This window comes from Enterococcus sp. E4-150, assembly GCF_035726465.1.
Lineage (GTDB): Bacteria > Bacillota > Bacilli > Lactobacillales > Enterococcaceae > Enterococcus_B > Enterococcus_B faecium.
Genome location: NZ_JAPRGK010000004.1, coordinates 58297 through 80912, shown reverse-complemented (window position 1 = coordinate 80912; position 22616 = coordinate 58297). Strand labels below are relative to the sequence as shown.

The window sequence follows — 22616 nt, the reverse complement described above, 5'->3', positions numbered from 1 at the left end:
TATAATTACGCTTTTCCATTTAGCACTGCTTCTAAGATTGCCATTCTGACGAATACTCCATTGCTCATTTGCTGAACGATCCGCGACTGTAATCCTTCCACTAATGAATCAGCTAATTCTACATCGCGGTTAACTGGTGCTGGGTGCATAATGATTGCATGTTTTTGCAACTTCTTCGCACGCTCAACTGTTAACCCATGTTCCTGATGGTAGCCTTCTTTTGAGAAACTTTCTTTTCCATCATGGCGTTCGTGTTGCACCCGAAGCATCATCATGACATCAACTTGATCTAGTAGTTCATCCAATGGCATATAATGTCCGTACACTTCGAATTCATCGTCGTACCATTCTCTAGGACCTGAGAAGAATACTTGTGCGCCTAGACGTTTTAACATCTGCATATTGGATTTAGCTACGCGAGAGTGAGTGATATCACCTACGATGGCAACTTTCAGTCCTTCAAAATGTCCAAATTCTTCATAAATGGTCATCAAATCAAGCAAGCATTGGGTTGGATGCTGTCCGCTTCCGTCTCCTCCATTGATAATCGAACACTGGATTGTTTTACTTTGTATCAGTTCGTCATAATAGTTCTCATCACCATGACGGATAACCGCTACGTCTACGCCTAATGCTGACATCGTCAGTACTGTATCGTATAGTGTTTCCCCTTTTTGGACAGAGCTTGTGCTTGCTTCAAATTCAATCACTTCTAGCCCTAGTTTTTTCTCCGCTACATCGAAGCTTTTATGTGTGCGAGTACTATTTTCGAAAAAGAGGTTTGTAGCAAAGTACTGGCGCTTTTGCGGAGTCCAATTAGCACCTTGCTTGAATTCCTGCCCTCTGCGGATCAAGCCCATAACTTCTTGATCAGTAAGTGCCTCAACGGTCAATAAATGCTTTAAGCTGATACGTTCTGATTTGATGATCATAATGTTTCCTCCTTAGTTTTCTTCGCTTCGTGAAGTTTCTGGTAAGATAAGATTTAAAATGATGCCAAGTACAGTTGCTAATGCCATTGCCGACAATGTAAATGTGCCTACTTCAAAGACGAGTCCGCCAATTCCTACTACTAAGATAACTGAAGCAATCAACAGATTTTTCTTTTTATCAAAATCGATTTTGTTCTCGATTAAAATCTTCATTCCACTTGCCGCAATTACTCCAAATAAGATAAAACTGATTCCTGAGATGACTGGTCCAGGGATACTTAAAATCAAAGCGCTTAATTTTCCTACGAATCCTAAAATGACTGCAAATACTGCAGCTCCACCGATCACAAACACGCTATGGACACGTGTGATAGCCAGAACACCAATGTTTTCACCATAACTTGTTACAGGAGGACCTCCGACAAAGGCTGCCACGATTTGTGCTAACCCATCACCTGTCAACGTCTTATGAAGACCCGGTTCTTCAAAGAAATTACGTTTAGTTAGTTTATTCAATACCATAAGATGGCCGATATGCTCTGTCATCGTCACAAAAGCGATGGGTGCCATTGTTGTGATTGCTCCAAGATATAGCTTTGGTTCATATTGTACAAAGGGAATCTCAAAGTTAGGAACAGCAAACCAGGCAGCGTCTACGATTGGCTTAGTATCCACGATTCCAAACAGCAAGGCTACGATGTATCCGCTAATGATACCTAGTAAAATCGGAATCAATCCGAGAAAACCTCTTAGCCACATGTTGAAGAAAATGGTCAATCCTAATGTGATCAGTGCTACAGCAATATACTTGAAATCATACGTGCCCTGATTATACATAGCGTTTGTTGCTGCATTTGCCGCAAGTCCCAACCCGATAACCATGATGACTGGACCGACGACGATTGGAGGCAAGATTTTATCCAGCCATGCTGAACCGATCTTTTTGATGATCAGCGCAACAATCAAGTAGACTAATCCAGTTGTGACTGCTCCTTGTGCAATCGCTGGATAACCATCTGTTTTCATCAAAAGCTGCATCGCTGCAATGAAAGCGAAGCTGCTTCCTAAGTACGCAGGTATCTTTCCTTTAGTAGTAAATAAGTACACCAATGTACCTAGTCCTGAACTGACTAGCGCGATACCTGGATCGATACCTACTAAGATGGGGACTAACACGGTTGCTCCGAACATCGTGAACAAGTGTTGTAAACTTAATCCTACCCAATGTCCTGGGGTTGGGCGATCGTGGATATCTAACACCACGTCATCATTATGAAATCCTTTTTTCTCCGACATGTTTCTCTCTCCTCTAATCTTCCTCTTTCAAAATCATGATGCGATCTTGTCCATCAAGCTCTTGCATCTCTACTAAAATCTCTTCCGCCCGAGATGTTGGAATGTTCTTCCCAACATAATCTGCACGGATTGGCAATTCTCGATGCCCACGATCGACCAGGACTGCTAATGAAATTTTTCTTGGTCTACCAAAATCCATTACTGCGTCCATTGCTGCTCGAATCGTTCGTCCTGTATACAAAACATCATCAATCAAAATAACTTCTTTTCCTTCTAAGGAAACTGGGATGTCAGAAGAATGAAGTTCCGGTTCTTCTGGATTTTCTTTTTTGTCATCTCGGTATAAAGTGATATCCAGTTCTCCTACAGGAATATCGATATCTTCTAGCTGCTTCAGGCGTTCGGCAATTCTTGATGCAATGTAGATTCCTCGTGTTTTGATACCTACCAATACGATATCTTGGATACTATGGTTTCTCTCGATAATCTCATAAGTAATTCGAGTCAATGCTCGCTTCATGGTTACCTGATCTACTACTTCTTTTGCTTGCATTTTCATTCCCCCTACTTTTTTGCATAAAAAAACTCCTGCCCTAAGAGGACAGGAGGAATGTTTAGACTGAGCGTATACTGATACACTGATAGCTATACTATGTCAATGAGCAATCTACTTATGGCGCACCATACGTATCCTTGCTCCCACCCTTCTTAGCCTCACGGGACTAAACTTAAAGGAATTCTATTAAGTTTTATGCTTTCGTTGTTAATTACTATACCGTTATCTAAATTAAAATGCAATGTTTTTTCTTAATTTTTCTAAAGTTTTTTCAAAAACTTCTGGAAGAGGTGCTTCAAAGATCATCTTTTCGTTTGTAGTCGGGTGCGTAAAACCTAACATTTGCGCATGGAGAAACTGACCATTGCCTTTCAAAGTTTTCTTCGGTCCGTATACTGGATCTCCAGCTAACGGATAACCGATATACTTCATATGCACACGGATCTGGTGTGTTCTTCCGGTTTCTAGTTTTAATTCAACCAGAGTAAATCCTTCGAAACGTTCCAATACAGTAAAATGTGTGACAGCCGGCTTCCCATCTTCTCTTATCGCCTGCATTTTCCGGTTTTCCTTCGAACGGCCGATTGGCGCATTGATGGTTCCTTTTTCGTGAGGAATCTCTCCATGGACTAAAGCAACGTATTTGCGCAAAGAGGTCTTATCTTTTAATTGCTGAGCTAATGATTCGTGTGCCTGGTCATTTTTGGCAACCATTAGCAGTCCGGAAGTATCTTTGTCGATTCGGTGAACAATACCTGGACGAATAACGCCGTTGATCGTAGAAAGATCCTTGATATGGTACATCAGCGCATTGACCATTGTGCCATGCGTATGACCTGCTGAAGGATGAACGACCATTCCTTGAGGTTTGTTTATCACCGCTACATCTTCATCTTCGTAAACGATCGTCAACGGGATATTTTCTGGGACCACATCTAATGTTTCTGGTTCGGGGATCAAGACAGTAATCTCGTCTCCTTGTTTTACTTTGTAATTTGCTTTGACTGGCTGTCCATTGACAGAAACCGCTCCATTTTTCAGCCACAGCTGAATTTGCGAACGACTGTAATCGGTGAATAAATTAGTCAATACTTTATCGATCCTACCAGATTCATGGTGAATCGTCGTTTTAAGTTCTGTCATTTTTTTCTTTGATCCTTTTCATCTAAAATAATATAAATTAATATACAAATCACTCCACATACAAGTGTCACATCTGCTACGTTAAAAATCGGAAAGCTCATAAAATCTGTCTGGAACATATCTACTACATAGCCAAGACGAATACGGTCGATAAAATTGCCAATCGCACCAGCTAGAATCAAACTCAATCCAATCATGAACCAGCGATTACCTTTTTCACGATTTTTAATCATCAATGTGAGAATCACAACGACTGCAATGAGTGTCACTATAGTAAAGAACCACATCTTCCCTTCTAGCATACTCCATGCGGCTCCAGTGTTTCGAATATGATTCAGTGACAAAATACCTGGTATAAGATTTTTCGTCTCTCCAAGCGCTAGATTATCAGTGATCCACCATTTGACCAACTGATCCACTCCTACTAGCAAAGCGCTGAATATCCAATAAATAATTAACAAAAAATCAATCCTTTTCTATTTGTTTATAAATATCACGAGGTCGTACGATCCCGAGCAGATTACCATCGGGATTCCCATCTTTAGTGATAAGTACGGCTTCCAAAGTCCCTTGCTCACGAAACATCGCTTCAACCTCGTAAATATGTGTTTTAGCTGGAACAAAATGATAATTTGTGTACTTTCCGTTTTGGATAATCAAATCCAACGCTCGTTTATTTGTTAAATCAACCGGACCTTTTTGGCTTTCTTTTGCTAGCCAAAACCCGATATTACGTAAAGTAATCAATGCTACAAATTTTCCTTTATTGTATAACGGAAATTGTGAATACCTTTTTTCTGCTACTATCTTTAACAGTTCAAGTAACGGAAGATCTTGTTCAAAACCTGTTACACGTTTTGCAAATCGAGGCAGCACGGTTTCAGGCTGAATCAGTTCTTGTTCGATCAGCTGGATTCGCTTGACTGTCCAATCATTTGGCTCTGCAATGACAAAATCGACTGCGATCCGATCATGGACGATCGCATTCCTTAACTGAGCAAGCTGTAAAAGATCATCTTCGTATTTTCTGATCATTAATTGTTTTCTTTGAGCTAGGCGTCTGACAAGTTCGGTAAATCCCATATTTCGTGCATTTCCCATCTCGTCTCTCATCCATTTTTCGATTCGATTGAAACTGATTAAAAAAAGATCAGAGTTTGCCATAATTTTCCTCCTTGATCAAATATGCCCGGTTTTTTATATAGAAAAAGAACGCAATCAACACAATAACTGCAAAAAAACTGAAAAATAAATTTTGTAGGAAAACGGCCCCCAACCCAGTTGCTAGAAATAAAAACGGATAGATTTGAAGAATCAAGTAATTCATTGTGATCACATAAGCAGGCTTTGCTTCTTTCACTGTATAAACGGGGCTTTTTAGCCAATAAAAGGTGACCTGCATCGTAAAGGGCACTTCCAGATCAAGCGTTATCTTTTGTTCATGACTGAGAACACTGCGTTTTTCATTGTTGATTCTTAATTGAATCGAGCTACCCATACCGTAAAAACCGGTTTTTCTTATAAATGTCGTTTTCATCATACCCTCCTATTATGCTTTAGTATAGCTCAAAATACAATAAAGAAAAAGAATGATCCTAGTGTAAACAAAATTAATTCCCTATCGTCTAAAAAAAGAAGCTGTAGTCAAAATACAGCTCCTTCGATGTTTAATGAAAGTTATTTAGTATACGGTAGATTATAATCAAGCTTAAAACAATCCCAACACTTCTCCGTCATTTGTCACGTCCATATTCAATGCAGCAGGTTTTTTAGGCAAACCAGGCATCGTCATAACATCTCCAGTCAAGGCTACTAAAAATCCTGCCCCTAATTTTGGGATGATTTCGCGGATCGTGATGGTGAAATCTTCCGGTGCACCTAGCAGTGAAGGATCATCAGAAAATGAATACTGTGTTTTTGCCATACAAATCGGCAGTTTGTCCCATCCATTCTTCGTAAACTCTTCTATTTGTTTTTGCGCTTTTTTGCTGAAAACAACACCATTTCCTCCGTAAATTTTCTTGACGATTGTTTCTGTCTTTTCTTGTATCGTTTCTTCTAGGCGGTATAATGGCTTGTAATTAGCTTCTTTTCTATCAATCAATCGTACTACAGCTTTTGCTAAATCAACGCCGCCTTCTGCTCCATCTGCCCATACACTCGCTCTCTTGGCAAGAATCCCCTGATTTTCACACAAGTGCTCCAACAGTGTGAGTTCATTGTCTGTATCTGTTACGAATTCATTGATTGCGACGATCACAGGTAGCTGATATTGTTCCATATTACATATATGGCGCTTTAAATTTGCAAAACCTACTTTCAAAGCATCAAGATTCTCATTTTTAAGTTCATCTTTTTTCATTCCGCCATGCATTTTCAATGCACGGACAGTGGCGACAATCACCACAGCATCCGGCGCTTTTTTCAAGTTAGGTACTTTGATATCTAAAAATTTCTCTCCGCCAAGATCTGCACCAAATCCTGCCTCTGTGACAACGTAATCTGCTAATCTCAATGCTGTCTTGGTAGCTAAAATACTATTGCAGCCATGAGCGATATTGGCAAACGGTCCCCCGTGGACAAAAGCTGGTGTTCCGTAAATTGTTTGTACAAGATTCGGCTTGATTGCATCTTTCAGCAGTAATGCCAGAGCGCCTTCTGCTTTCAAGTCTCCAGCAGTCACAGGCTGACGGTCAAATGTATAGCCGACAACGATCCTTGCAAGACGAGCCTTTAAATCTTCAAGGTCTGCCGCAAGACACAAGATAGCCATGATTTCGCTGGCAACTGTGATATCAAAACCATCTTCTCTTGGGACACCTTGGATTGGCCCACCCAAGCCAACAATTACTTTACGCAGTTCACGATCATTGAGATCGACTACCCGTTTCCAAATCACTCGGCGGGCATCGATGTTCAATTCATTTCCTTGATGAATATGATTATCTAAAAGAGCAGATAATGCATTATTAGCTGTTGTGATAGCATGCATGTCACCAGTAAAATGCAAGTTGATATCTTCCATAGGCAATACCTGTGCATATCCTCCGCCTGCAGCACCACCTTTGATTCCCATCACAGGACCAAGTGAGGGTTCTCGCAATGCAATAACAGATTTTTTATTGATTTTATTGAGCGCGTCTCCTAACCCTACAGTGATCGTTGACTTTCCTTCGCCAGCTGGTGTTGGATTGATGGAAGTAACTAAGATCAAATGCCCCTCAGCGTTATCCTTTGATCGATTGATTCCAGAAAAATTGATTTTCGCCTTATATTTCCCATACAGTTCCAAATCGTCTTCCTTAAGATCTAATTTACTAGCCACTTCAACAATCGGTTCTAGCTCTGTTTCTTGTGAAATTTGCAGATCATTCTTCATTTGATTACCCCTTTTCACGAACTTTATTCAACAAAATATCTTCTTTGTTAAGATATGCCAATTATACCTTTTTTTATTCAGAAAAAAAACATAAAATTACAGGTTTTTAATTTATTTGACGTACTTATAAATACTCTTTATAATGAAGGCTATGATCAGACTTTAGAAAGGTCGTGAGTGCTTTGACCACAGGAATTGTAAAATGGTTTGACAACAAAAAAGGATACGGCTTTATCAGTTATGATGATACAGAAGAAATTTTTGTACATTTTACTGCGATTGAAGAAGAGGGATTCAAAACTTTGGAAGAAAATCAAGTGGTCGAATTTGAGATCATCGAAGGGAATCGAGGAACACAAGCTGCCCATGTCAAGAAAAGCAACGTTCAGACTACCGATACTAGTATGCATGAATAGATAAACAAATAGAGTGAGACGCTAAACGGGATGAACCGTACGTCTCACTCTTTTCTTTTCCTGTAAAAATTCGTTTTTTTAGGTTCTGATTTTTAAAATTAGCTTTTTCTTTTTTTCGTATAAGGATAAGGAATTGATTCTGATTTGGGTCCGTTTTTTTCAAAATGATCAAAAAGGACTACTTGATCTTTTTTTCGCATCATGAAAACAGATGGGGCTTTCTCATCTTGCAACATCATTTGCACCCCAGTATTAGTTGGCGTCAAAGATCGAATCTGTCCGACAGATATTTCTCGGTCTTTCCAAAAAGCAGCATAACGTATAATCACAGAGTTTGATTTTAAAATAAAAGAACGTCGCAAACCTAGAAATAGAAAAACAAGAAAAATACCTAAAACAAAATTGCTTTTCCAATAAGGACCTGTGTTTTCTAAAGAAAGAATCAGACTAAAAAACAGAATGATCAAGGTCAATGACCAATAGATGATCGTATGTGCCAGTTCAGGCTGCCATCGAATATTTTTTTTCATTCTCTAACCTCTCACCGATTCAGTAATGATATAATCTTACCATAACATTAGTTTGAACAAAAAGGAGAATCTCTTTTTATGTTAAAAGTATACATTGATGCCTCTACAAAAGGCAACCCTGGTCCTAGTGGAGGCGGAATCTTGATTGTCTATCAAGGTAAACAAGAACAGCTATCTATCCCGCTTTCTTTAGGGACAAACCATCAAGCAGAGTTCGAAGTCTTTTTAAAAACTTTAGAATTTCTAAAGAAAAACGACTTACAGAATGAAACGATTTTCTGTTTTTCAGACAGCAAAACACTAGTTTCTACGGTCGACAAAAACGCAACGAAGAACGAGCTCTTCCTTCCCTACCTTCAAAGAATCCAAGAACTTCTATCCGAATTTTCTTTATTGATCCTGCAATGGCTGCCCGAAAACAAAAATAAAGGAGCAGATAATCTTGCACGTCAGGCTCTCCATAAACAATTAAAAGAAAAAAAGACTCTTTAAATTAAAAACTTTAAGGAGTCTTTTTATAGTTTCTCATTTAATATAAAAGATAATTGTGATCAAACGTAATTTCCAATTGGTAATCTCCAATTTTTTCTTCTATTTGACTACGTAAGATTCTTTCTAGTTCTGTATCATCAAACTGGAATTTCTCAGGGACCACTACATCAAATTGCAGCGTTTTTCCTTGATGAATTACTCTAAAATCATGAATATTAAGCCCTGTACCTGTTTCAAGAAGAATTTGCTTTAACTGCCGCAAGATATTATAGTATTTTTCGTTATCAACAGGCATTGGATCCAAGTGACAGACAAGTTCCACATCCAAAGACTTTTTAAAGTCTTTTTCTATCAGATCAATAATCTTATGAGCCACATTCAAATTCATTGATTCATCTACTTCGATGTGGACTGATGCAAAGCGTTTATTGGGTCCATAGTTATGCACCAATAAATCATGATAGCCAAGTATATCATCGCAAGCATTTAAATGCTCTTCCATTTCTTCAATCTCTGCTGGCGTTGGGCGACTTCCTAATAGTTCGTATACAAAATTTCGAAGCATCGTCAATCCACTATAAAGGATATATAATGCTAAAGCAAAACCTATATATCCATCGATACGCCATCCAGTTACCCATTCGATTGCTGCTGAAAGCAATACAGCCAGTGTAGTAAAGACATCATTATAACTATCTGTTGCTGTAGCTCTCAATGTTTCAGAATCAATGGATTGCGCAATAACCTGATACATTTTGCCTTGTGCAAATTTCAAAAAGATGGAAATGATTAGGACAAAAAAGACGATGGGTGTTAAAGAGACATTTTCTGGATGGATGATTTTTTCAGCAGAAGACTCTAAAAATTGAAATCCTACATAAGTAATGATGATCGAAACAAATAACCCACTGATATATTCGAAGCGTTCGTGTCCATAAGGATGTTCCTGATCTGCTGGCTTTGCAGCAATTTTAAATCCGATCAAAGTCAATATGGATGAAGCAGTATCTGATAGACTGTTCACTGCATCAGCCATAATGGAGACACTTCCTGAAAAAAGCCCGATCATTAGCTTAGAGACAAACAAGATCAGATTCGTAACCAATCCTAAGATACCCGCTAGTACTCCTTTTTTTGTCCGCTGTTGCGGTATTTGTTTCTTTTTTTCTTCTTGTTTCTTAGCCAAGTTTTTTACCCCTTCTAGTTTGCTTGTTGCTCAGGTAAAAAGATGGAGAGGACGATTGTTTTCCTCTCCTCTCTTCCTTTTTCTATCTATCGTGCGTCCTATTACTATTAAAAGATGGTCATTATTCTGGTTTCAACGGTGTTGCTGCAAATAACGCTTTTGCTAGTAATGGTGTTATGATTCCCGCACCTATTGCTTCTGGTATCCCATTGATTGCTGCAACCCCTGCTAAGGTTTTAAATAAAAGAGCAGAATCTACACCATAGGCATCTGCCGTTGCACCTGTATAAAATAATCCCATGAATCCTAACACTAAGACTGTATTGACCAATGAACCCAGTACCCCTGCAAAGGCTGAGCTGATCGTTATTGATTTATTTTTTTGATAAATCCAGTGGAAAACCAAGCCTGCTACTAAGCCAACAAGTACTCTGGGAACTACCGAGATAATCGGATTCGTGAACACTAATGTATCAAATGGCGTTGTTGGCATGGCATAGGCACGAACAATTGTAGCGATTCCCCAAAACAAGCCAATCACCATGCCATCTTTTGGGCCTAATACTACTGCAGCAATAATTACTGTGATATGGATAATTGTTAAACTAATGAATCCTAATGGAATAAACCCCAGCCAAGGAACCATCGCTTGTACGATGATGATTGCTAACAAGATCGCACGTAAGACTAGTCGAAAGGTCTTATTTCTACTATTCATTTTTTCACCCCTTTTTATTTATACTAATCGTAAAAATTTCTGTCACTTTCGTCAACTAAAGACCATCCGAATCCGACCATTTGATTAGATGCGCCAGCCAATTGAAAAAAGTATGAGGGCAAGACTTGTTTGTCTTCGCCCCCATAATCATGTTTCGTTCAATGTTTGAACTTTTGTTTTTCTGTCAAACGTAAACGCCCTATTGTTGCGCAACCCATTCTTTCGCAGCTTTAAGTGCATCTGGAATACCAGCAGGATTTTTCCCGCCAGCTTGTGCCATGTCTGGACGTCCACCACCGCCACCGCCTACTTTCGGTGCGATTGCTTTAATCAAGTCGCCAGCTTTTAGTCCAGCTTCATTTGATTCTTTCGTCATTGCTGCTAGCAGACTGACTTTTCCTTCTTGTTCGTTTGCTAAAACAAGAATATCTGAAATATTTTTTTGTTTCCATTGGTCAGCTAATTGACGCAGCTGATTCATATCTTTCACTTTTACTTGTGCTGCAATGATTGTTTTTCCATTGATCGTTTCTGGATCTTTGAATACATCACCAGCTTGTTGATTCGCTAACTTGCTAGCTAATTGTTCATTTTCCTTTTGTAGCTCTCTTACTTGCTGTTGCAATTGTTCCGCTTTTGAAACAACTTCCTTCAATTGAGGTGATTTAACAATTGTTGCTACTTGTTTTAGTTGTTTTTCTTCTTCTTCAAGTAGTTCGTACGCTTCTTTACTTGTTACAGCCTCGATTCGTCGCACGCCTGCACCAATTCCTGATTCAGAAACGATTTTGAAGATTCCGATGTTTTCTGTATTTGCTACATGTGTGCCTCCGCACAGTTCGATTGACCAGCCGCCAATATTTACTACTCGAACGTCATGTCCGTATTTTTCACCAAACAAAGCCATTGCACCCATGTTTTTGGCTGTATCGATATCTGTTTCAATTGTTTCAACTGGGATAGCTTCCCAGATTTTTTCGTTGACGATTCTTTCCATTTCAGCTAATTCATCTGAAGTGATTTGACCAAAGTGGGTAAAGTCGAATCGTAAATGTCCAGGAGCGACTAAAGAACCAGCTTGATTTGCATGCTCGCCAAGTACTTCTTTCAATGCCTTGTGCAGTAGATGGGTTGCTGTATGGTTTTTGATGATCCGATTGCGCATCGATTGATCAATCAATAGATGATAGGTTTGTCCTTCGCTCATTGGTGCTTTTACTTCTACGGTATGCATAAATTGACCATTAGGCGCTTTTTGAACATCTGTAACAACTGCTACGATTTCGCCTACTTCATTCATGATCCATCCTTGATCCGCTACTTGCCCACCCATTTCTGCATAGAAAGGTGTTTGATCAAAGATCATTTGAGCTTCACCTTCTTCGACTTCATTCAAAAGAGACTCACCTTTAACGATGACCAATAATTGACTATCTGATTCTTGTTCTGTGTATCCAATGAATTTACTTTCTACTTTGATATCTGTCAATAAAGCAGATTGTACCCCCATTGATTTTTCAGTACTGCGGGCAGAGCGAGCACGTTCGCGTTGTGCATCCATTTCTTTTTCAAAACCAGCATGATCAACTTTCAGTCCTTCATCTTCTGCCACCTCTTCCGTTAATTCTACTGGGAAGCCATATGTGTCGTATAGTTTGAAGATGTCTTTTCCTGCTAGAGTCGTCCCGTTTTCGTTTTTTACTTCTTGGATCACTTGATTTAAGATTTCCAAACCTTCATTGATTGTTTCATTGAAACGTTCTTCTTCTGTACGGATAACTTTTTCAATAAATTCTTTTTGTTGAAGTACTTCAGGATAATAACTTACCATGATTTCCCCAACAACAGGGACTAAACGATATAAGAATGCTTGTTCAATACCTAATTTTTTCCCATGCATGACAGCACGACGAAGCAAACGGCGTAAGACATACCCTCTCCCTTCATTCGATGGCAATGCACCGTCGCCAATAGCAAATGAAAGGGCGCGAATATGATCTGCGATTACTTTGTAAGAAATATCTGTTACTGGGTTTTCACCATATTTTACTTGTTTGCTTAGCTTTTCTACGGCGTGGATAATAGGCATAAACAAGTCTGTCTCAAAGTTCGTTGGCGCATCTTGAACGATTGAGACCATGCGTTCCAATCCCATCCCCGTATCAATGTTTTTATGAGGAAGTGGTTCAAATGTGTTATCAGGCTTATGGTTGAATTCTGAAAATACTAAGTTCCAGATTTCTAAATAACGTTCATTTTCTCCTCCTGGATAGTTTTCAGGATCATCTTCTGCTAAATCGTTATAAGCTTCTCCACGGTCATAGAAAATTTCCGTATCCGGACCACATGGGCCTGCACCGATATCCCAGAAGTTGTCTTCTACATCAATAATGTGATCTAGTGGCAGGCCAACTTCTTCATGCCAGATGCGTTTTGCTTCTGTATCTTTTGGATAAACTGTTACATAAAGTTTTTCTGGATCGAATGCCATCCATTTTGGATCAGTCAAAAATTCCCATGCCCAGTGGATGGCTTCATTTTTGAAATAGTCACCAATCGAAAAATTACCCAGCATCTCAAACATCGTATGGTGACGTGCTGTTTTACCGACATTTTCGATATCATTTGTTCGAATAGATTTTTGGGCATTTGTGATTCTTGGATTTTCTGGCACAGCTGAACCATCAAAATATTTTTTCAATGTTGCAACACCAGAGTTGATCCACAATAAGGTTGGATCGTTCACGGGGATCAAAGACGCACTAGGTTCAATCGTATGTCCTTTAGATTGGAAGAAATCAAGAAACATTTGTCGAACTTGTGCACTACTTAATTGTTTCATATCATTACCTGCTTTCTATAAATTAAATACAAAAAAACACCATCACAGCCAAGGACGAAAACTCGCGGTACCACCTTGATTGCAATGATGTGTAATCATTACCTCTTAAACTCGATAACGCTGAGCTGCGTCGGTATTTCTACCAAAATAGAAAAAGGGAGCAATTTGATTAGTGACTATTCTTTTTTCAGCCAAGAAAGAATTTTCTGTGAGTCTTAAAAAACAAATCATATCCTTTTCGTACTTAATTAGTATACGCATTCTATTGATCACTGTCAATATCTCAATTTTTATTTTCATTTCCTTTTGGTCATATTCCACGATTTTTGGTACGATAAGAATAAAGGAATCAATACATCTCTGCTATTCATGACAAGGAGGAATATGATGAAAAAAATAGTTGGAGCGGATGAATGGATACGCGCAGCTAGCTGCTTTTTGAGATATCAAGTTTTTGTATTAGAACAAGGGATTCCTGCAGAACTAGAATTCGACGGAAAAGATATCCCGCAACAAACCTATTATCTATTTCTTGATCAAAAAAGACCAGTAGCTACTTTGCGTTATGAAAAGAAAACACCTACTTGCTTCAAGCCGGAACGATTTTGCGTAGCAAAAGAATACCGAGGAAAAGGGTTAGGCGGTCAGTTGCTTGAAGCTGCTGAAAAACGGGCGGTTTCAGAAGGTTGTCAGACTAGTTATGTAGTAGCTGAAATGACGGCTGTAGATTTTTATGAAAAACAAGGGTATCATACTTGCACAGAACCTTTTATTGAAGATGAAGTACTTTGTATCGGAATGGAAAAAAGTCTAGCTTAAAAACAAGAGATTGTGACACGCCTTTTGTCACAACCTCTTGTTTTTTATTTATGTGAATTTTTCTTATTTTTACGAGCAGTACGGCTTTGCTGTCTGCGTTCGATTTTGCGTTCTTTTTTATTTTTTTCTGCAATTGCCCAATCGATTTTTTTCTTATAACCAGGCTTGATCTTTTTCTTTTTCTTCTTCACAAGACCAATCAGCGTGGGATCTAATACATCTTTTGATTTTTCTCGTTTGGCACGTCTATTACGATCGTATGTTTTGACGATTTCCCCGTTTTTGATTTCTTTTGGTTCAAATGAGACGCCCAATTTTTCTATCGCATCAATGGCTTGCTCATCATTTGGCGAATATAACGTAATGGCCGTTCCTTTTAAGCCATTACGTCCAGTACGTCCGACACGATGGATAAAGAAGTCTAGATCTTCTGGAATTTCTGCATTGATAACATGAGAAACACCTTCGATATCGATCCCTCTAGCAGCTAAATCAGTCGCTACAACATATTGATACTCCAGATTCTGTACTTGTCGCATCACTCGTTTTCTCTCTCTTGGGGTGATGTCTCCATGAATCTTTGCTACTTTCAAGCCTTGGTTTTTCAAGTAATCGGCAATTTCATCCACATGCTGTTTTGTATTGGCAAATACGATTGCTAAATAAGGATGACCAATTGTCAGCAGTTGATAAATCATTTGATTTTCATCTTTACCTTTTGTTGAAATCAGCCAATTTTCAATGTCTTCAGAAATAACTGCTTTTGGTTTGATTTCTTCAATGATTGGATTTTCCATGTATTTTCGTAAGAATGGACGAAGTTTTTCTGGAATAGTGGCAGAAAAAACTAAAAACTGCAGCTTTTCTGGTAATCGACTTGCAATTTGGTCTACTTCATTTAAAAAACCCATATCCAATGTCATATCCGCTTCATCGACAACAAATGCAAATGCGGTGTGAATCTTCAGCGCTTGTTCATTCATCATGTCTAATATTCTACCAGGCGTGCCTACTACAACCTGTGGCTGTTGGTGATGCAGACGATTTAATTGACGCTGTTTGTCTGTACCGCCGACAAAATTCGAGACACGGATCTCCGGTGTAGAAAATTTAGCGATTTGTGTAGCTGCTTCATAGATCTGTGCAGCTAGTTCCCTACTTGGAGCTGTAATAACAACTTGTACTTCCTCTTTTTCTGCATTGATTTTTTCAAACAAAGGCAACAAAAACGTATGTGTTTTTCCTGTACCAGTTTGAGATTGCCCAATGATATTTTTTCCTTTTGCAATTAAAGGAATCAAACGTTCCTGGACCTCTGTGGGCTGTTTGAAGCCCTTTGCGGTTAACGCTTCATTGATAAACGGTTTGAAGCGGAATATATCAAAATTATTCATTCGTGCACCTCTTCTCTTTAAATTATCACGACTTTGGCATTATAACACAGACAAAGCGTTTTTGCTCAGCTAATTTCGAGAATCATCATCCTTTGTTTGGCCAATCGTGCTAACAGTATATGTGTGACTAGCTTTTTCATAAAACAGAATCCGTTTTTTTCTCAAAAATGATAGCAAGATATTTAAAATAAAAATACCTTGCAGTAACAAGACACCGAGAGAAATGAATACTGCACTCATCTGCAACACCGTATTCGTTGTCGAATTCATGATTTGCTGAAGCAACTGCCCCAACCAGCTTAAACCATAAAAAAGAAAGTACAGATACCCGTAGCGGATCATCAATGCTTTTAAAGAAATTCGTTCGCGGTCTTCTTCCACCAAACGGATACGCACAATTTTTTTGCCAAGTGTCCATCCATTGGTTATAAACGGTACAATCATAAAGTATACCCCTACTTCTAATAAAAGCCACCAGATATGAGAAGTAACTGTCCCTGAATCGAACGCAAGTTTAAAGAAAATCGCCGCTACCAAATTAATAAGAGATAAAAATGTCCAGTCGATCAAATAAGCGACCAAGCGTCGAGTCAATGAGACAGTCTTTCCTTTTTCATAAGAAAGTTCATCCATTCGTCTTCTTGTAGGAAGCATAAATGTAAATAACGGCATAACGACAAAACCAATGATTCCACCCAATGTATTTGTCACTAAATCATTCACATCAAATAAGCGGTATGGTCTTGGGTAGATAAAATAAAGTCCACTTAGCTGCGTCAATTCAAAAAATAGAGAAAGGCAGAAACTAGCAATCATCGTTTTCATAAAAGAAAGCCGGAAATAATATCTTAAATAAATGCCAAATGGTATGAGTAATAAAACATTAAAAGCTGGTTCCAAAAATACACTCTGCTTCATTGCCGGCAGGTAGGTACTAGGTTCAGACAAGACCAATACCGTGTTGTCTCTGAAATGTTGCCATGAAGCAAATAAATGCAGCTCCATCTTTGGCCCTGTCATTTGGGCAACCGTCTCCTTTGCCGGAAGTGGTAAGATCACCAAAAAATACGCACACAATAAATAAAAAACGAAAGAATACAAAATAACTGCCCTTGTTACTAGAAATGTTCCATACTTTCGATATTCATAAATAAAAAAAACAGATGAGATCGCTAAGGCTAAAAATGGAAAAACAATCAGCGCAAAACGAATCGGTTCGATATAACTTGCCATATGACTCCTCCTTGATTCTTTGTATCTCTCTTATCTTAGCAGTCCTTTGCTGTTTCAAGCAAGTAACGAGGCTATTATTTCTCATTTCTTTCAAAGTAAAGTAAGATAAACACAAAGGGGGTGTCGAGATGCTGAATATGTACTTTGTTTTTGGCGTACCTATTTTTTTACTGTTCCTTTATGCTACGATCGCTTATGTAAGAAAAAGAACTACAATTCATTATTTAGGATTTATTCTCCTGATTATTTCGGGTTTCATGCTAGTCTTCAATCTTCAGACTTGGCAGCAAGCACTTCTTGAAATGGATAAAATTTCTCCACAAGCTTTGTCTAAAGTGCTTGGCTACCCTGTCTATCTGATTTGGCTTCCCATTTTCATTTCTGGTTGCTTGGTTTTATTAAATATTTATCGCGGCGTACGCCGAATAGTTCAGTTACGCAAATCAAAGTAAAAGGCAGAAATCGGTTGAGCCCGATTTCTGTCTTTTACTTTGCTATTTCATTGTAGACAAAACGACATTTACGTGATCAAAATTAACGAGTACTTTTGACATTTCTTCCACGTACTCCTCATTTAAATAAAATATTTTATTTGGCAGAGAGTGCAGTTCTAATAAAATTCGAATGTTTTAGCTATCTACGTTTTAAATAGAGATAAATCGGGATACCGGCAAGTGTCAATACTATCCCCATCGAAGCTAAAAAGGTCTGAGTGATAAGCGTGCTTGATACGATAAAAGTCCCTCCAATGATTGCTACTAGTGGAATAAACGGATACATTGGAACTTTGTATGGTCGAAACAAATCAGGTTCTTTTTTACGAAGAAGAATGACACCAACAAAGACCATCGTATAAAAAATCCAAATGACAAAGATCAGCATATCCGTTAGTGTATCAAAACCACCGATCATCATCATGCCAATAGCGATGACTAGCTCTAAGATACCTGCGGCTACAGGAACTTTAGTTTTATCATGAAGTTTAGCAAAGAGCTTGTTAAAAGGCAGGTTGTTTTCTTTTGCCATAACATAAGGGAGACGCATTCCAGTAAGGGTATAGCCATTGATGGTTCCATAAACAGAAATCAAGATACCAACTGTGACCAGTCTTCCACCGAAGCCGCCAAAAATCATTTTTGCAACGTCACTTGCCGCATTGCTGTTTCCTGCGACTCCGTCGATAGATGCGGTTCTTAAGAACACCGCATTTACTAATAAATAAACGATCATGATTCCGATGATTCCTAAAGAAATTGCTTTTGGCAAATCTTTCGCCGGCTTTTTCAATTCTCCCGAAATATTTCCTACGTGTATCCAACCGTCGTATGCGAACATCGTTGCTAGCAAGCCCGCTCCCAAGGCTGAGAAAAATGAAAGATTTTCTCCTGCTTGGATCGGAAACAGTTGGAAGTCTACTCCTTCTTGTCGGAACAAACCGAAAATGACGATCACAAACAAAGGGATAAGCTTGCAGACAAGCGTAATCGACTGAAAAGCCCCTCCAGCTTTAGAACCTAAAAAATTGATCAGCAGGATCGATACAGCAGCTGTAACAGCTACGGGAACAATCATTGACTGGGAAAGACCAAATAGATTGACGAACTGTGTACCGAAAATGATCGACAAGGCTGCTACATTTGCTGGAAAATAAATCACGACTTGCGCCCAGCCCAATAAAAAAGCTGCTGTATTTCCGTAAATCCGTTCGATATATTTAATCATCCCTCCTGTTTCTGGAATAGCAGCTGCCAGTTCAGCTCCTGTTAGTCCTGCACAGACAGAAATCATACCACCGAGAAACCAAGAAAACATATGCAAACTGGCGGATCCTGTAACTTCTGCTACGCTTGCGGCTTTAAAAAATACCCCTGCACCGATCACTGTGCCCATAACAGTCGATAAAGCAGTAAAAAATCCCATCGTACGTTTTAATTCATTTTCTATTTTTACTTCTTTTACTGGCGTGGCTTGATATTCTTCCATCCCTTGTCCCCTTTCATACCATAGCCAATCCCAAAAGTATAAAAAACTTTTTGGATGTGGTTCTTGTTTTATACCGTCTCTACCAATTTTTCTTTCAGTTTTTCCAACATATCCTTTGTCATCGCATCTAAGTCGTATTTCGGCGAAAAGCCCCATTCCTCTTGCGCACAAGAAACATCTAGTGAATTTGGCCAAGATTCTGCTATTGACTGACGTACAGGATCCACATCATAATCCATTTCAAAATCTGGTATGATTTTTTGAATAGATGCTTTGATCTCTTCCGGGTCAAAAGTCATCGCCGATATATTGAAGGCATTTCGATGAACCAATCGATCAGGATCTGCATTCATGAGTTTTATAATGGCATCGATCGCATCTGGCATATACATCATATCCATTGATGTACCTTGATCAATGAAACTAGTGTACTTTCCTTCTTTGATTGCTGAATAATAAATATCGACTGCGTAGTCTGTCGTACCGCCTCCTGGCAAGGTTGCATAAGAAATCAATCCAGGGAAACGGACACCACGAGTATCTACGCCATATTTCACATAATAATAATCACATAGTAGTTCTCCAGCTACCTTCGTTACCCCATACATGGTTGTAGGACGCTGAAGAGTATCTTGTGGGGTATGATCTTTTGGAGTATTTGGACCAAACGCGCCGATTGAACTTGGCGTAAAAAGTTTCAGCTGGAATTCTCTAGCGACTTCCAATGCATTGACCAGCCCAGTCACGTTCAAATCCCAGGCTAATTGTGGTTTTGCTTCTGCAACAGCTGACAAAAGAGCAGCCAAATGAATCAATGTGTCCACTTGATATTGTTCTGCTATGCTGCGCATTTTTTCGTAATCCATTACATCTAGGATCTCAAAGATATCGTTTTTCTCAATGACTTCAGGCATGCGTATATCTGTCGCAATGACATTTTCACTGCCTAGTTCTTGACGTAGTCGTGTGATCAACTCTGAACCAATTTGTCCTAAACATCCTGTCACCAATACTTTTTTCATGATGATCCTCCCTGATCTTTTTTACTACTATCTTCAGATGATTAACAATATATGCGTGAACATGTTCTCTAATTTTAAATAGACGAAAAAACTAAACTTAGTTAAATAATTTCCATTTCTTTTCCTATTTTTTGATAAACTGCTACTGCTTCATCAAGCATTTCCCTCGTATGTTCCGCAGTCGGCATATTTCTGATCCTGCCTGTCCCAAGAGGCACAGTTGGATAAACGATTGGTTTAGCATAAATCCCATGTTCGATCAGCTTCTTAGAGAAAGTCTGAGTCACTTTTTCGTCTCCCAAAATGACTGGAGTAATAGGTGTTTCAGACATACCGATGTTATAGCCTACTTTTTTCAATTCTTCTTTAAAATAATTAGCATTTTCCCAAACTTTTTCGACAAGTTCCGGATGTTCTTGCATCAAAGTAATCGAAGCCAATGCAGCTGCAGCTGCACCTGGAGTTAGCGAAGTAGAAAATAGGAATGGCCGACTTCTAGCTTTCAACCAGTCGATTAGTGTTTTCGATCCAGCTACATAACCCCCAACAACACCTATAGCTTTCGATAACGTGCCCATTTGCATATCGATTTTGTCGCTTAATCCAAAATGCTTGACGGTTCCTGCACCTTTTCCAGTTACGCCTGAGCCGTGCGCATCATCAACGTAGGTGATCAGTCCATATTTTTCAACAATCGGAATAATTTCCGGCAATCGTGCAATGTCTCCATCCATGGAGAAAACACCATCTGTGATATACATGATTTTTTTATATTTCTTACTTTCTATCGCTTCCTTTGCTTTTTTCTCAAGGTCTTTCATGTCTTGATGTTTAATTCGGATGATTTTTGCTCCGGATAAGCGGCAACCGTCAATAATAGATGCATGGTTTAATTCATCCGATAAGATAGCATCTTCTTTTGTCATTACTGCAGAGATAGCGCCCATATTGCAGTTGAATCCAGATTGAAAGGCGATTGCTGCTTCTGTCCCTTTGAATTCTGCGATTTTTTCTTCTAATTGCTGATGGATTTTCAGCGAACCATTGATCGTTCGGACTGCTCCTGCTCCTACACCATAAGTTTCGGTTGCTTCAATACATGCTTTTTTCAATTCTTCGCGATTGGCAAATCCAAGATAATTGTTGGATGCTAGATTGATCATCTTTTTTCCGTCTACGATGATACAAGCACCATTTTCACTTTCTAGTATGTCGATCGTATTGTATAACCCCTTTTCTTTCAGTTGATCCAATTCTTTCTCTAAATACATTGTTAGTTCTTTGGAAGACATTGTCTCCACCTCCATATTCATCTGTCTTGCAGAACATACCAAACATATATCGTGTCATTCATCTACAAAGCAAGTATGCCATATTATTGATAACGCTTACACTGATTATGAGAATTATTTAACCACATTTTTTATTTACAGTATCTTTTTACTTTCAAATGACTTATATAGTATGAACAATTACCTTTTAGATAATGATCTATTTTACTCTACCTGGGCAGATAAATACAACACAACCATTGATAGAAGCCCTTTCGTTAAAATCAATTGTATTCTGAATATTTAATTTATTTATTGCATAGACCAATAAAAATACATAAAACTTCCATCTTCATTTATCAGCAATTTTTAATTTTACTCTCTGAATATTTCTTAAAAATTTTACTTGTTGAATTCGAAAAAAGGACTGTGACAAAAGTCTTGTCACAGTCCTTTCTTCCGAATAAACGGTGTTCTCCTGCCAATTCCGAATCACAAGTCACAATATTCATCAAACATGAGAAGCTATTTTTTGAAATTGTTCCTTGTGACTCGGAGCTGAACGGCAGGCTCACGACCTCTTGGTAAATAGTGTTCCAGAAGTAACTTTTACGGAAAATGATCCGAAATATCTTGGAGCTGACCACTTCTGTCACAACCTCCATCATTTTTTGTTATTTTTGATCCAATTGTCTGGAGTAAAATTTTCATCGTCAATAGACCATTCCAGAAAAAATTCTTCTAAGAATTCACGCATGAAGGTTTCTCTTCGTTTGGCTTCTTCATATCCGTAATCAGTATTCATTTTATCAGACAGCAAGAACAGTTTTTCATAAAAATGATTGATCACTGTCGTGCCTTTTCGGTAATTTTCTTTGTCCTTGAATGTTTGCGGATACAGTTCAGGATCAAAAATCGGGTGCCCATGTCCACCGCCGAAATAAGCAGTACGCAAAATGCCGATTGCTCCTAATGCTTCGATACGATCAGCGTCTTGAACGATCTTACCCTCCAGAGATAGTTCGGCCGCTTCAGAGAGATTTTTAGAAAAGGACATATTTTCGATAATGGAAAAAATCATCGAGATCTGTTCCTCTACTATTGGCAAAGAGCGAAGGAATACACGAAGCTGTTGCTTTGCCTCGTTCTCATTTTTAACGACTTTATCATCAATCGTATCATGTAGGTAAGCTGCTGCAAGCGTCACAAAGCGGTCTGCCTGCGGTTCCGTCTCCAAAATTTTTTCAGCTAACTTGACAACTCTTTTGGTATGATCGCTCCCATGTCCTGTTTGATCATGCGCTAATTGGTCCATACTATAATCAGCGATCACTTGTAATTTATCCATTCGTTCCACTTCTTTCTTAAGTAAATAGCTGAAAACATCTATAGATTAGATGAATT

22 protein-coding genes are annotated in these 22616 nt (G+C 38.7%); 4 read left to right on the top strand and 18 right to left on the bottom strand.

What is annotated here, in order from left to right:
- Positions 1-5: 5 nt before the first annotated feature.
- The 8 genes from OZ002_RS05020 to OZ002_RS04985 form a co-directional block, all read right to left on the bottom strand.
- Complete coding sequence (locus OZ002_RS05020; RefSeq protein WP_002288872.1) at positions 6-932, bottom strand: aspartate carbamoyltransferase catalytic subunit; 927 nt, start codon at positions 930-932, stop codon at positions 6-8.
- A 12-nt stretch (positions 933-944) separates the two neighbouring features.
- Positions 945-2228, bottom strand: coding sequence for a solute carrier family 23 protein (locus OZ002_RS05015; protein WP_002288870.1), 1284 nt, complete (start codon positions 2226-2228; stop codon positions 945-947).
- A gap of 13 nt (positions 2229-2241) precedes the next feature.
- Entirely contained in the window at positions 2242-2781 is a 540-nt protein-coding gene (pyrR, locus tag OZ002_RS05010; protein WP_002295862.1) for a bifunctional pyr operon transcriptional regulator/uracil phosphoribosyltransferase PyrR, read from the bottom strand.
- A gap of 234 nt (positions 2782-3015) precedes the next feature.
- Complete coding sequence (locus tag OZ002_RS05005) at positions 3016-3927, bottom strand: RluA family pseudouridine synthase (RefSeq protein ID WP_002299711.1); 912 nt, start codon at positions 3925-3927, stop codon at positions 3016-3018.
- Positions 3924-4388 (bottom strand): signal peptidase II, encoded by a 465-nt coding sequence (gene lspA, locus OZ002_RS05000; RefSeq protein WP_002306762.1) that lies wholly within the window; start codon positions 4386-4388, stop codon positions 3924-3926. The genes OZ002_RS05005 and lspA overlap by 4 nt, the downstream gene beginning before the upstream one ends.
- A 4-nt stretch (positions 4389-4392) precedes the next feature.
- Positions 4393-5091, bottom strand: a complete 699-nt coding sequence (locus OZ002_RS04995; protein WP_002295857.1) for a CBS domain-containing protein — start codon at positions 5089-5091, stop codon at positions 4393-4395.
- The gene (locus tag OZ002_RS04990) at positions 5078-5464 is read right to left on the bottom strand and encodes a hypothetical protein (RefSeq protein WP_002295856.1); all 387 of its coding nucleotides are present in this window, start codon (positions 5462-5464) and stop codon (positions 5078-5080) included. The genes OZ002_RS04995 and OZ002_RS04990 overlap by 14 nt, the downstream gene beginning before the upstream one ends.
- Positions 5465-5635: 171 nt before the next feature.
- Positions 5636-7306: a formate--tetrahydrofolate ligase gene (locus tag OZ002_RS04985; RefSeq protein WP_125179055.1), complete on the bottom strand. Its 1671-nt coding sequence runs from the start codon at positions 7304-7306 to the stop codon at positions 5636-5638.
- Between the two features lie 182 nt (positions 7307-7488).
- On the opposite strand from OZ002_RS04985, the gene OZ002_RS04980 reads away from it, so the two are divergent.
- Complete coding sequence (locus tag OZ002_RS04980) at positions 7489-7722, top strand: cold-shock protein (protein WP_156249008.1); 234 nt, start codon at positions 7489-7491, stop codon at positions 7720-7722.
- 98 nt (positions 7723-7820) lie between these two features.
- Here the strand turns inward: OZ002_RS04980 and OZ002_RS04975 are convergent, their stop codons facing one another.
- Entirely contained in the window at positions 7821-8252 is a 432-nt protein-coding gene (locus tag OZ002_RS04975) for an EbsA family protein (RefSeq protein ID WP_002295850.1), read from the bottom strand.
- Between the two features lie 78 nt (positions 8253-8330).
- On the opposite strand from OZ002_RS04975, the gene OZ002_RS04970 reads away from it, so the two are divergent.
- Positions 8331-8744, top strand: a complete 414-nt coding sequence (locus OZ002_RS04970) for a ribonuclease HI family protein (protein ID WP_156249009.1) — start codon at positions 8331-8333, stop codon at positions 8742-8744.
- A 37-nt stretch (positions 8745-8781) separates the two neighbouring features.
- Here the strand turns inward: OZ002_RS04970 and OZ002_RS04965 are convergent, their stop codons facing one another.
- The 3 genes from OZ002_RS04965 to alaS form a co-directional block, all read right to left on the bottom strand.
- A complete protein-coding gene (locus OZ002_RS04965) occupies positions 8782-9930 on the bottom strand; it encodes a cation diffusion facilitator family transporter (protein ID WP_002299705.1) in 1149 nt (382 codons plus the stop codon).
- A 121-nt stretch (positions 9931-10051) separates the two neighbouring features.
- Positions 10052-10648 (bottom strand): ECF transporter S component, encoded by a 597-nt coding sequence (locus OZ002_RS04960; protein ID WP_002295844.1) that lies wholly within the window; start codon positions 10646-10648, stop codon positions 10052-10054.
- 199 nt (positions 10649-10847) lie between these two features.
- Complete coding sequence (alaS, locus tag OZ002_RS04955) at positions 10848-13490, bottom strand: alanine--tRNA ligase (RefSeq protein ID WP_325082901.1); 2643 nt, start codon at positions 13488-13490, stop codon at positions 10848-10850.
- Positions 13491-13877: 387 nt separating this feature from the next.
- On the opposite strand from alaS, the gene OZ002_RS04950 reads away from it, so the two are divergent.
- The gene (locus OZ002_RS04950; RefSeq protein WP_002295842.1) at positions 13878-14309 is read left to right on the top strand and encodes a GNAT family N-acetyltransferase; all 432 of its coding nucleotides are present in this window, start codon (positions 13878-13880) and stop codon (positions 14307-14309) included.
- Positions 14310-14353: 44 nt separating this feature from the next.
- Here OZ002_RS04950 and OZ002_RS04945 read toward each other — a convergent pair whose 3' ends face one another.
- Entirely contained in the window at positions 14354-15703 is a 1350-nt protein-coding gene (locus tag OZ002_RS04945) for a DEAD/DEAH box helicase (protein ID WP_002289190.1), read from the bottom strand.
- A gap of 69 nt (positions 15704-15772) precedes the next feature.
- On the bottom strand, positions 15773-16936 hold the full coding sequence (locus OZ002_RS04940) for a VanZ family protein (protein ID WP_002331790.1): 1164 nt from the start codon (positions 16934-16936) through the stop codon (positions 15773-15775).
- Positions 16937-17064: 128 nt separating this feature from the next.
- Between OZ002_RS04940 and OZ002_RS04935 the strand changes: the two genes are divergently transcribed.
- Complete coding sequence (locus tag OZ002_RS04935) at positions 17065-17388, top strand: hypothetical protein (protein WP_002318749.1); 324 nt, start codon at positions 17065-17067, stop codon at positions 17386-17388.
- Positions 17389-17569: 181 nt separating this feature from the next.
- On the opposite strand, the gene OZ002_RS04930 is transcribed toward OZ002_RS04935, so the two are convergent.
- The 4 genes from OZ002_RS04930 to OZ002_RS04915 form a co-directional block, all read right to left on the bottom strand.
- Positions 17570-18919, bottom strand: a complete 1350-nt coding sequence (locus OZ002_RS04930; RefSeq protein WP_061605205.1) for an APC family permease — start codon at positions 18917-18919, stop codon at positions 17570-17572.
- Positions 18920-18987: 68 nt separating this feature from the next.
- On the bottom strand, positions 18988-19941 hold the full coding sequence (locus OZ002_RS04925) for an L-threonine 3-dehydrogenase (protein WP_002306778.1): 954 nt from the start codon (positions 19939-19941) through the stop codon (positions 18988-18990).
- Positions 19942-20042: 101 nt separating this feature from the next.
- Positions 20043-21233, bottom strand: coding sequence for a glycine C-acetyltransferase (locus OZ002_RS04920; protein WP_002289186.1), 1191 nt, complete (start codon positions 21231-21233; stop codon positions 20043-20045).
- A gap of 643 nt (positions 21234-21876) precedes the next feature.
- Positions 21877-22560 (bottom strand): HD domain-containing protein, encoded by a 684-nt coding sequence (locus OZ002_RS04915; RefSeq protein WP_002289185.1) that lies wholly within the window; start codon positions 22558-22560, stop codon positions 21877-21879.
- Positions 22561-22616: the final 56 nt, after the last annotated feature.

What these genes read in the sequence shown, in the direction of transcription:
- OZ002_RS05020 (WP_002288872.1), bottom strand. Translation starts at nt 932, where the DNA reads ATGATCATCAAATCAGAACGTATCAGCTTAAAGCATTTATTGACCGTT.
- OZ002_RS05015 (WP_002288870.1), bottom strand. Translation starts at nt 2,228, where the DNA reads ATGTCGGAGAAAAAAGGATTTCATAATGATGACGTGGTGTTAGATATC.
- pyrR (WP_002295862.1), bottom strand. Translation starts at nt 2,781, where the DNA reads ATGCAAGCAAAAGAAGTAGTAGATCAGGTAACCATGAAGCGAGCATTG.
- OZ002_RS05005 (WP_002299711.1), bottom strand. Translation starts at nt 3,927, where the DNA reads ATGACAGAACTTAAAACGACGATTCACCATGAATCTGGTAGGATCGAT.
- OZ002_RS04995 (WP_002295857.1), bottom strand. Translation starts at nt 5,091, where the DNA reads ATGGCAAACTCTGATCTTTTTTTAATCAGTTTCAATCGAATCGAAAAA.
- OZ002_RS04990 (WP_002295856.1), bottom strand. Translation starts at nt 5,464, where the DNA reads ATGAAAACGACATTTATAAGAAAAACCGGTTTTTACGGTATGGGTAGC.
- OZ002_RS04985 (WP_125179055.1), bottom strand. Translation starts at nt 7,306, where the DNA reads ATGAAGAATGATCTGCAAATTTCACAAGAAACAGAGCTAGAACCGATT.
- OZ002_RS04975 (WP_002295850.1), bottom strand. Translation starts at nt 8,252, where the DNA reads ATGAAAAAAAATATTCGATGGCAGCCTGAACTGGCACATACGATCATC.
- OZ002_RS04970 (WP_156249009.1), top strand. Translation starts at nt 8,331, where the DNA reads ATGTTAAAAGTATACATTGATGCCTCTACAAAAGGCAACCCTGGTCCT.
- OZ002_RS04960 (WP_002295844.1), bottom strand. Translation starts at nt 10,648, where the DNA reads ATGAATAGTAGAAATAAGACCTTTCGACTAGTCTTACGTGCGATCTTG.
- alaS (WP_325082901.1), bottom strand. Translation starts at nt 13,490, where the DNA reads ATGAAACAATTAAGTAGTGCACAAGTTCGACAAATGTTTCTTGATTTC.
- OZ002_RS04950 (WP_002295842.1), top strand. Translation starts at nt 13,878, where the DNA reads ATGAAAAAAATAGTTGGAGCGGATGAATGGATACGCGCAGCTAGCTGC.
- OZ002_RS04945 (WP_002289190.1), bottom strand. Translation starts at nt 15,703, where the DNA reads ATGAATAATTTTGATATATTCCGCTTCAAACCGTTTATCAATGAAGCG.
- OZ002_RS04940 (WP_002331790.1), bottom strand. Translation starts at nt 16,936, where the DNA reads ATGGCAAGTTATATCGAACCGATTCGTTTTGCGCTGATTGTTTTTCCA.
- OZ002_RS04935 (WP_002318749.1), top strand. Translation starts at nt 17,065, where the DNA reads ATGCTGAATATGTACTTTGTTTTTGGCGTACCTATTTTTTTACTGTTC.
- OZ002_RS04930 (WP_061605205.1), bottom strand. Translation starts at nt 18,919, where the DNA reads ATGGAAGAATATCAAGCCACGCCAGTAAAAGAAGTAAAAATAGAAAAT.
- OZ002_RS04925 (WP_002306778.1), bottom strand. Translation starts at nt 19,941, where the DNA reads ATGAAAAAAGTATTGGTGACAGGATGTTTAGGACAAATTGGTTCAGAG.
- OZ002_RS04920 (WP_002289186.1), bottom strand. Translation starts at nt 21,233, where the DNA reads ATGTCTTCCAAAGAACTAACAATGTATTTAGAGAAAGAATTGGATCAA.
- OZ002_RS04915 (WP_002289185.1), bottom strand. Translation starts at nt 22,560, where the DNA reads ATGGATAAATTACAAGTGATCGCTGATTATAGTATGGACCAATTAGCG.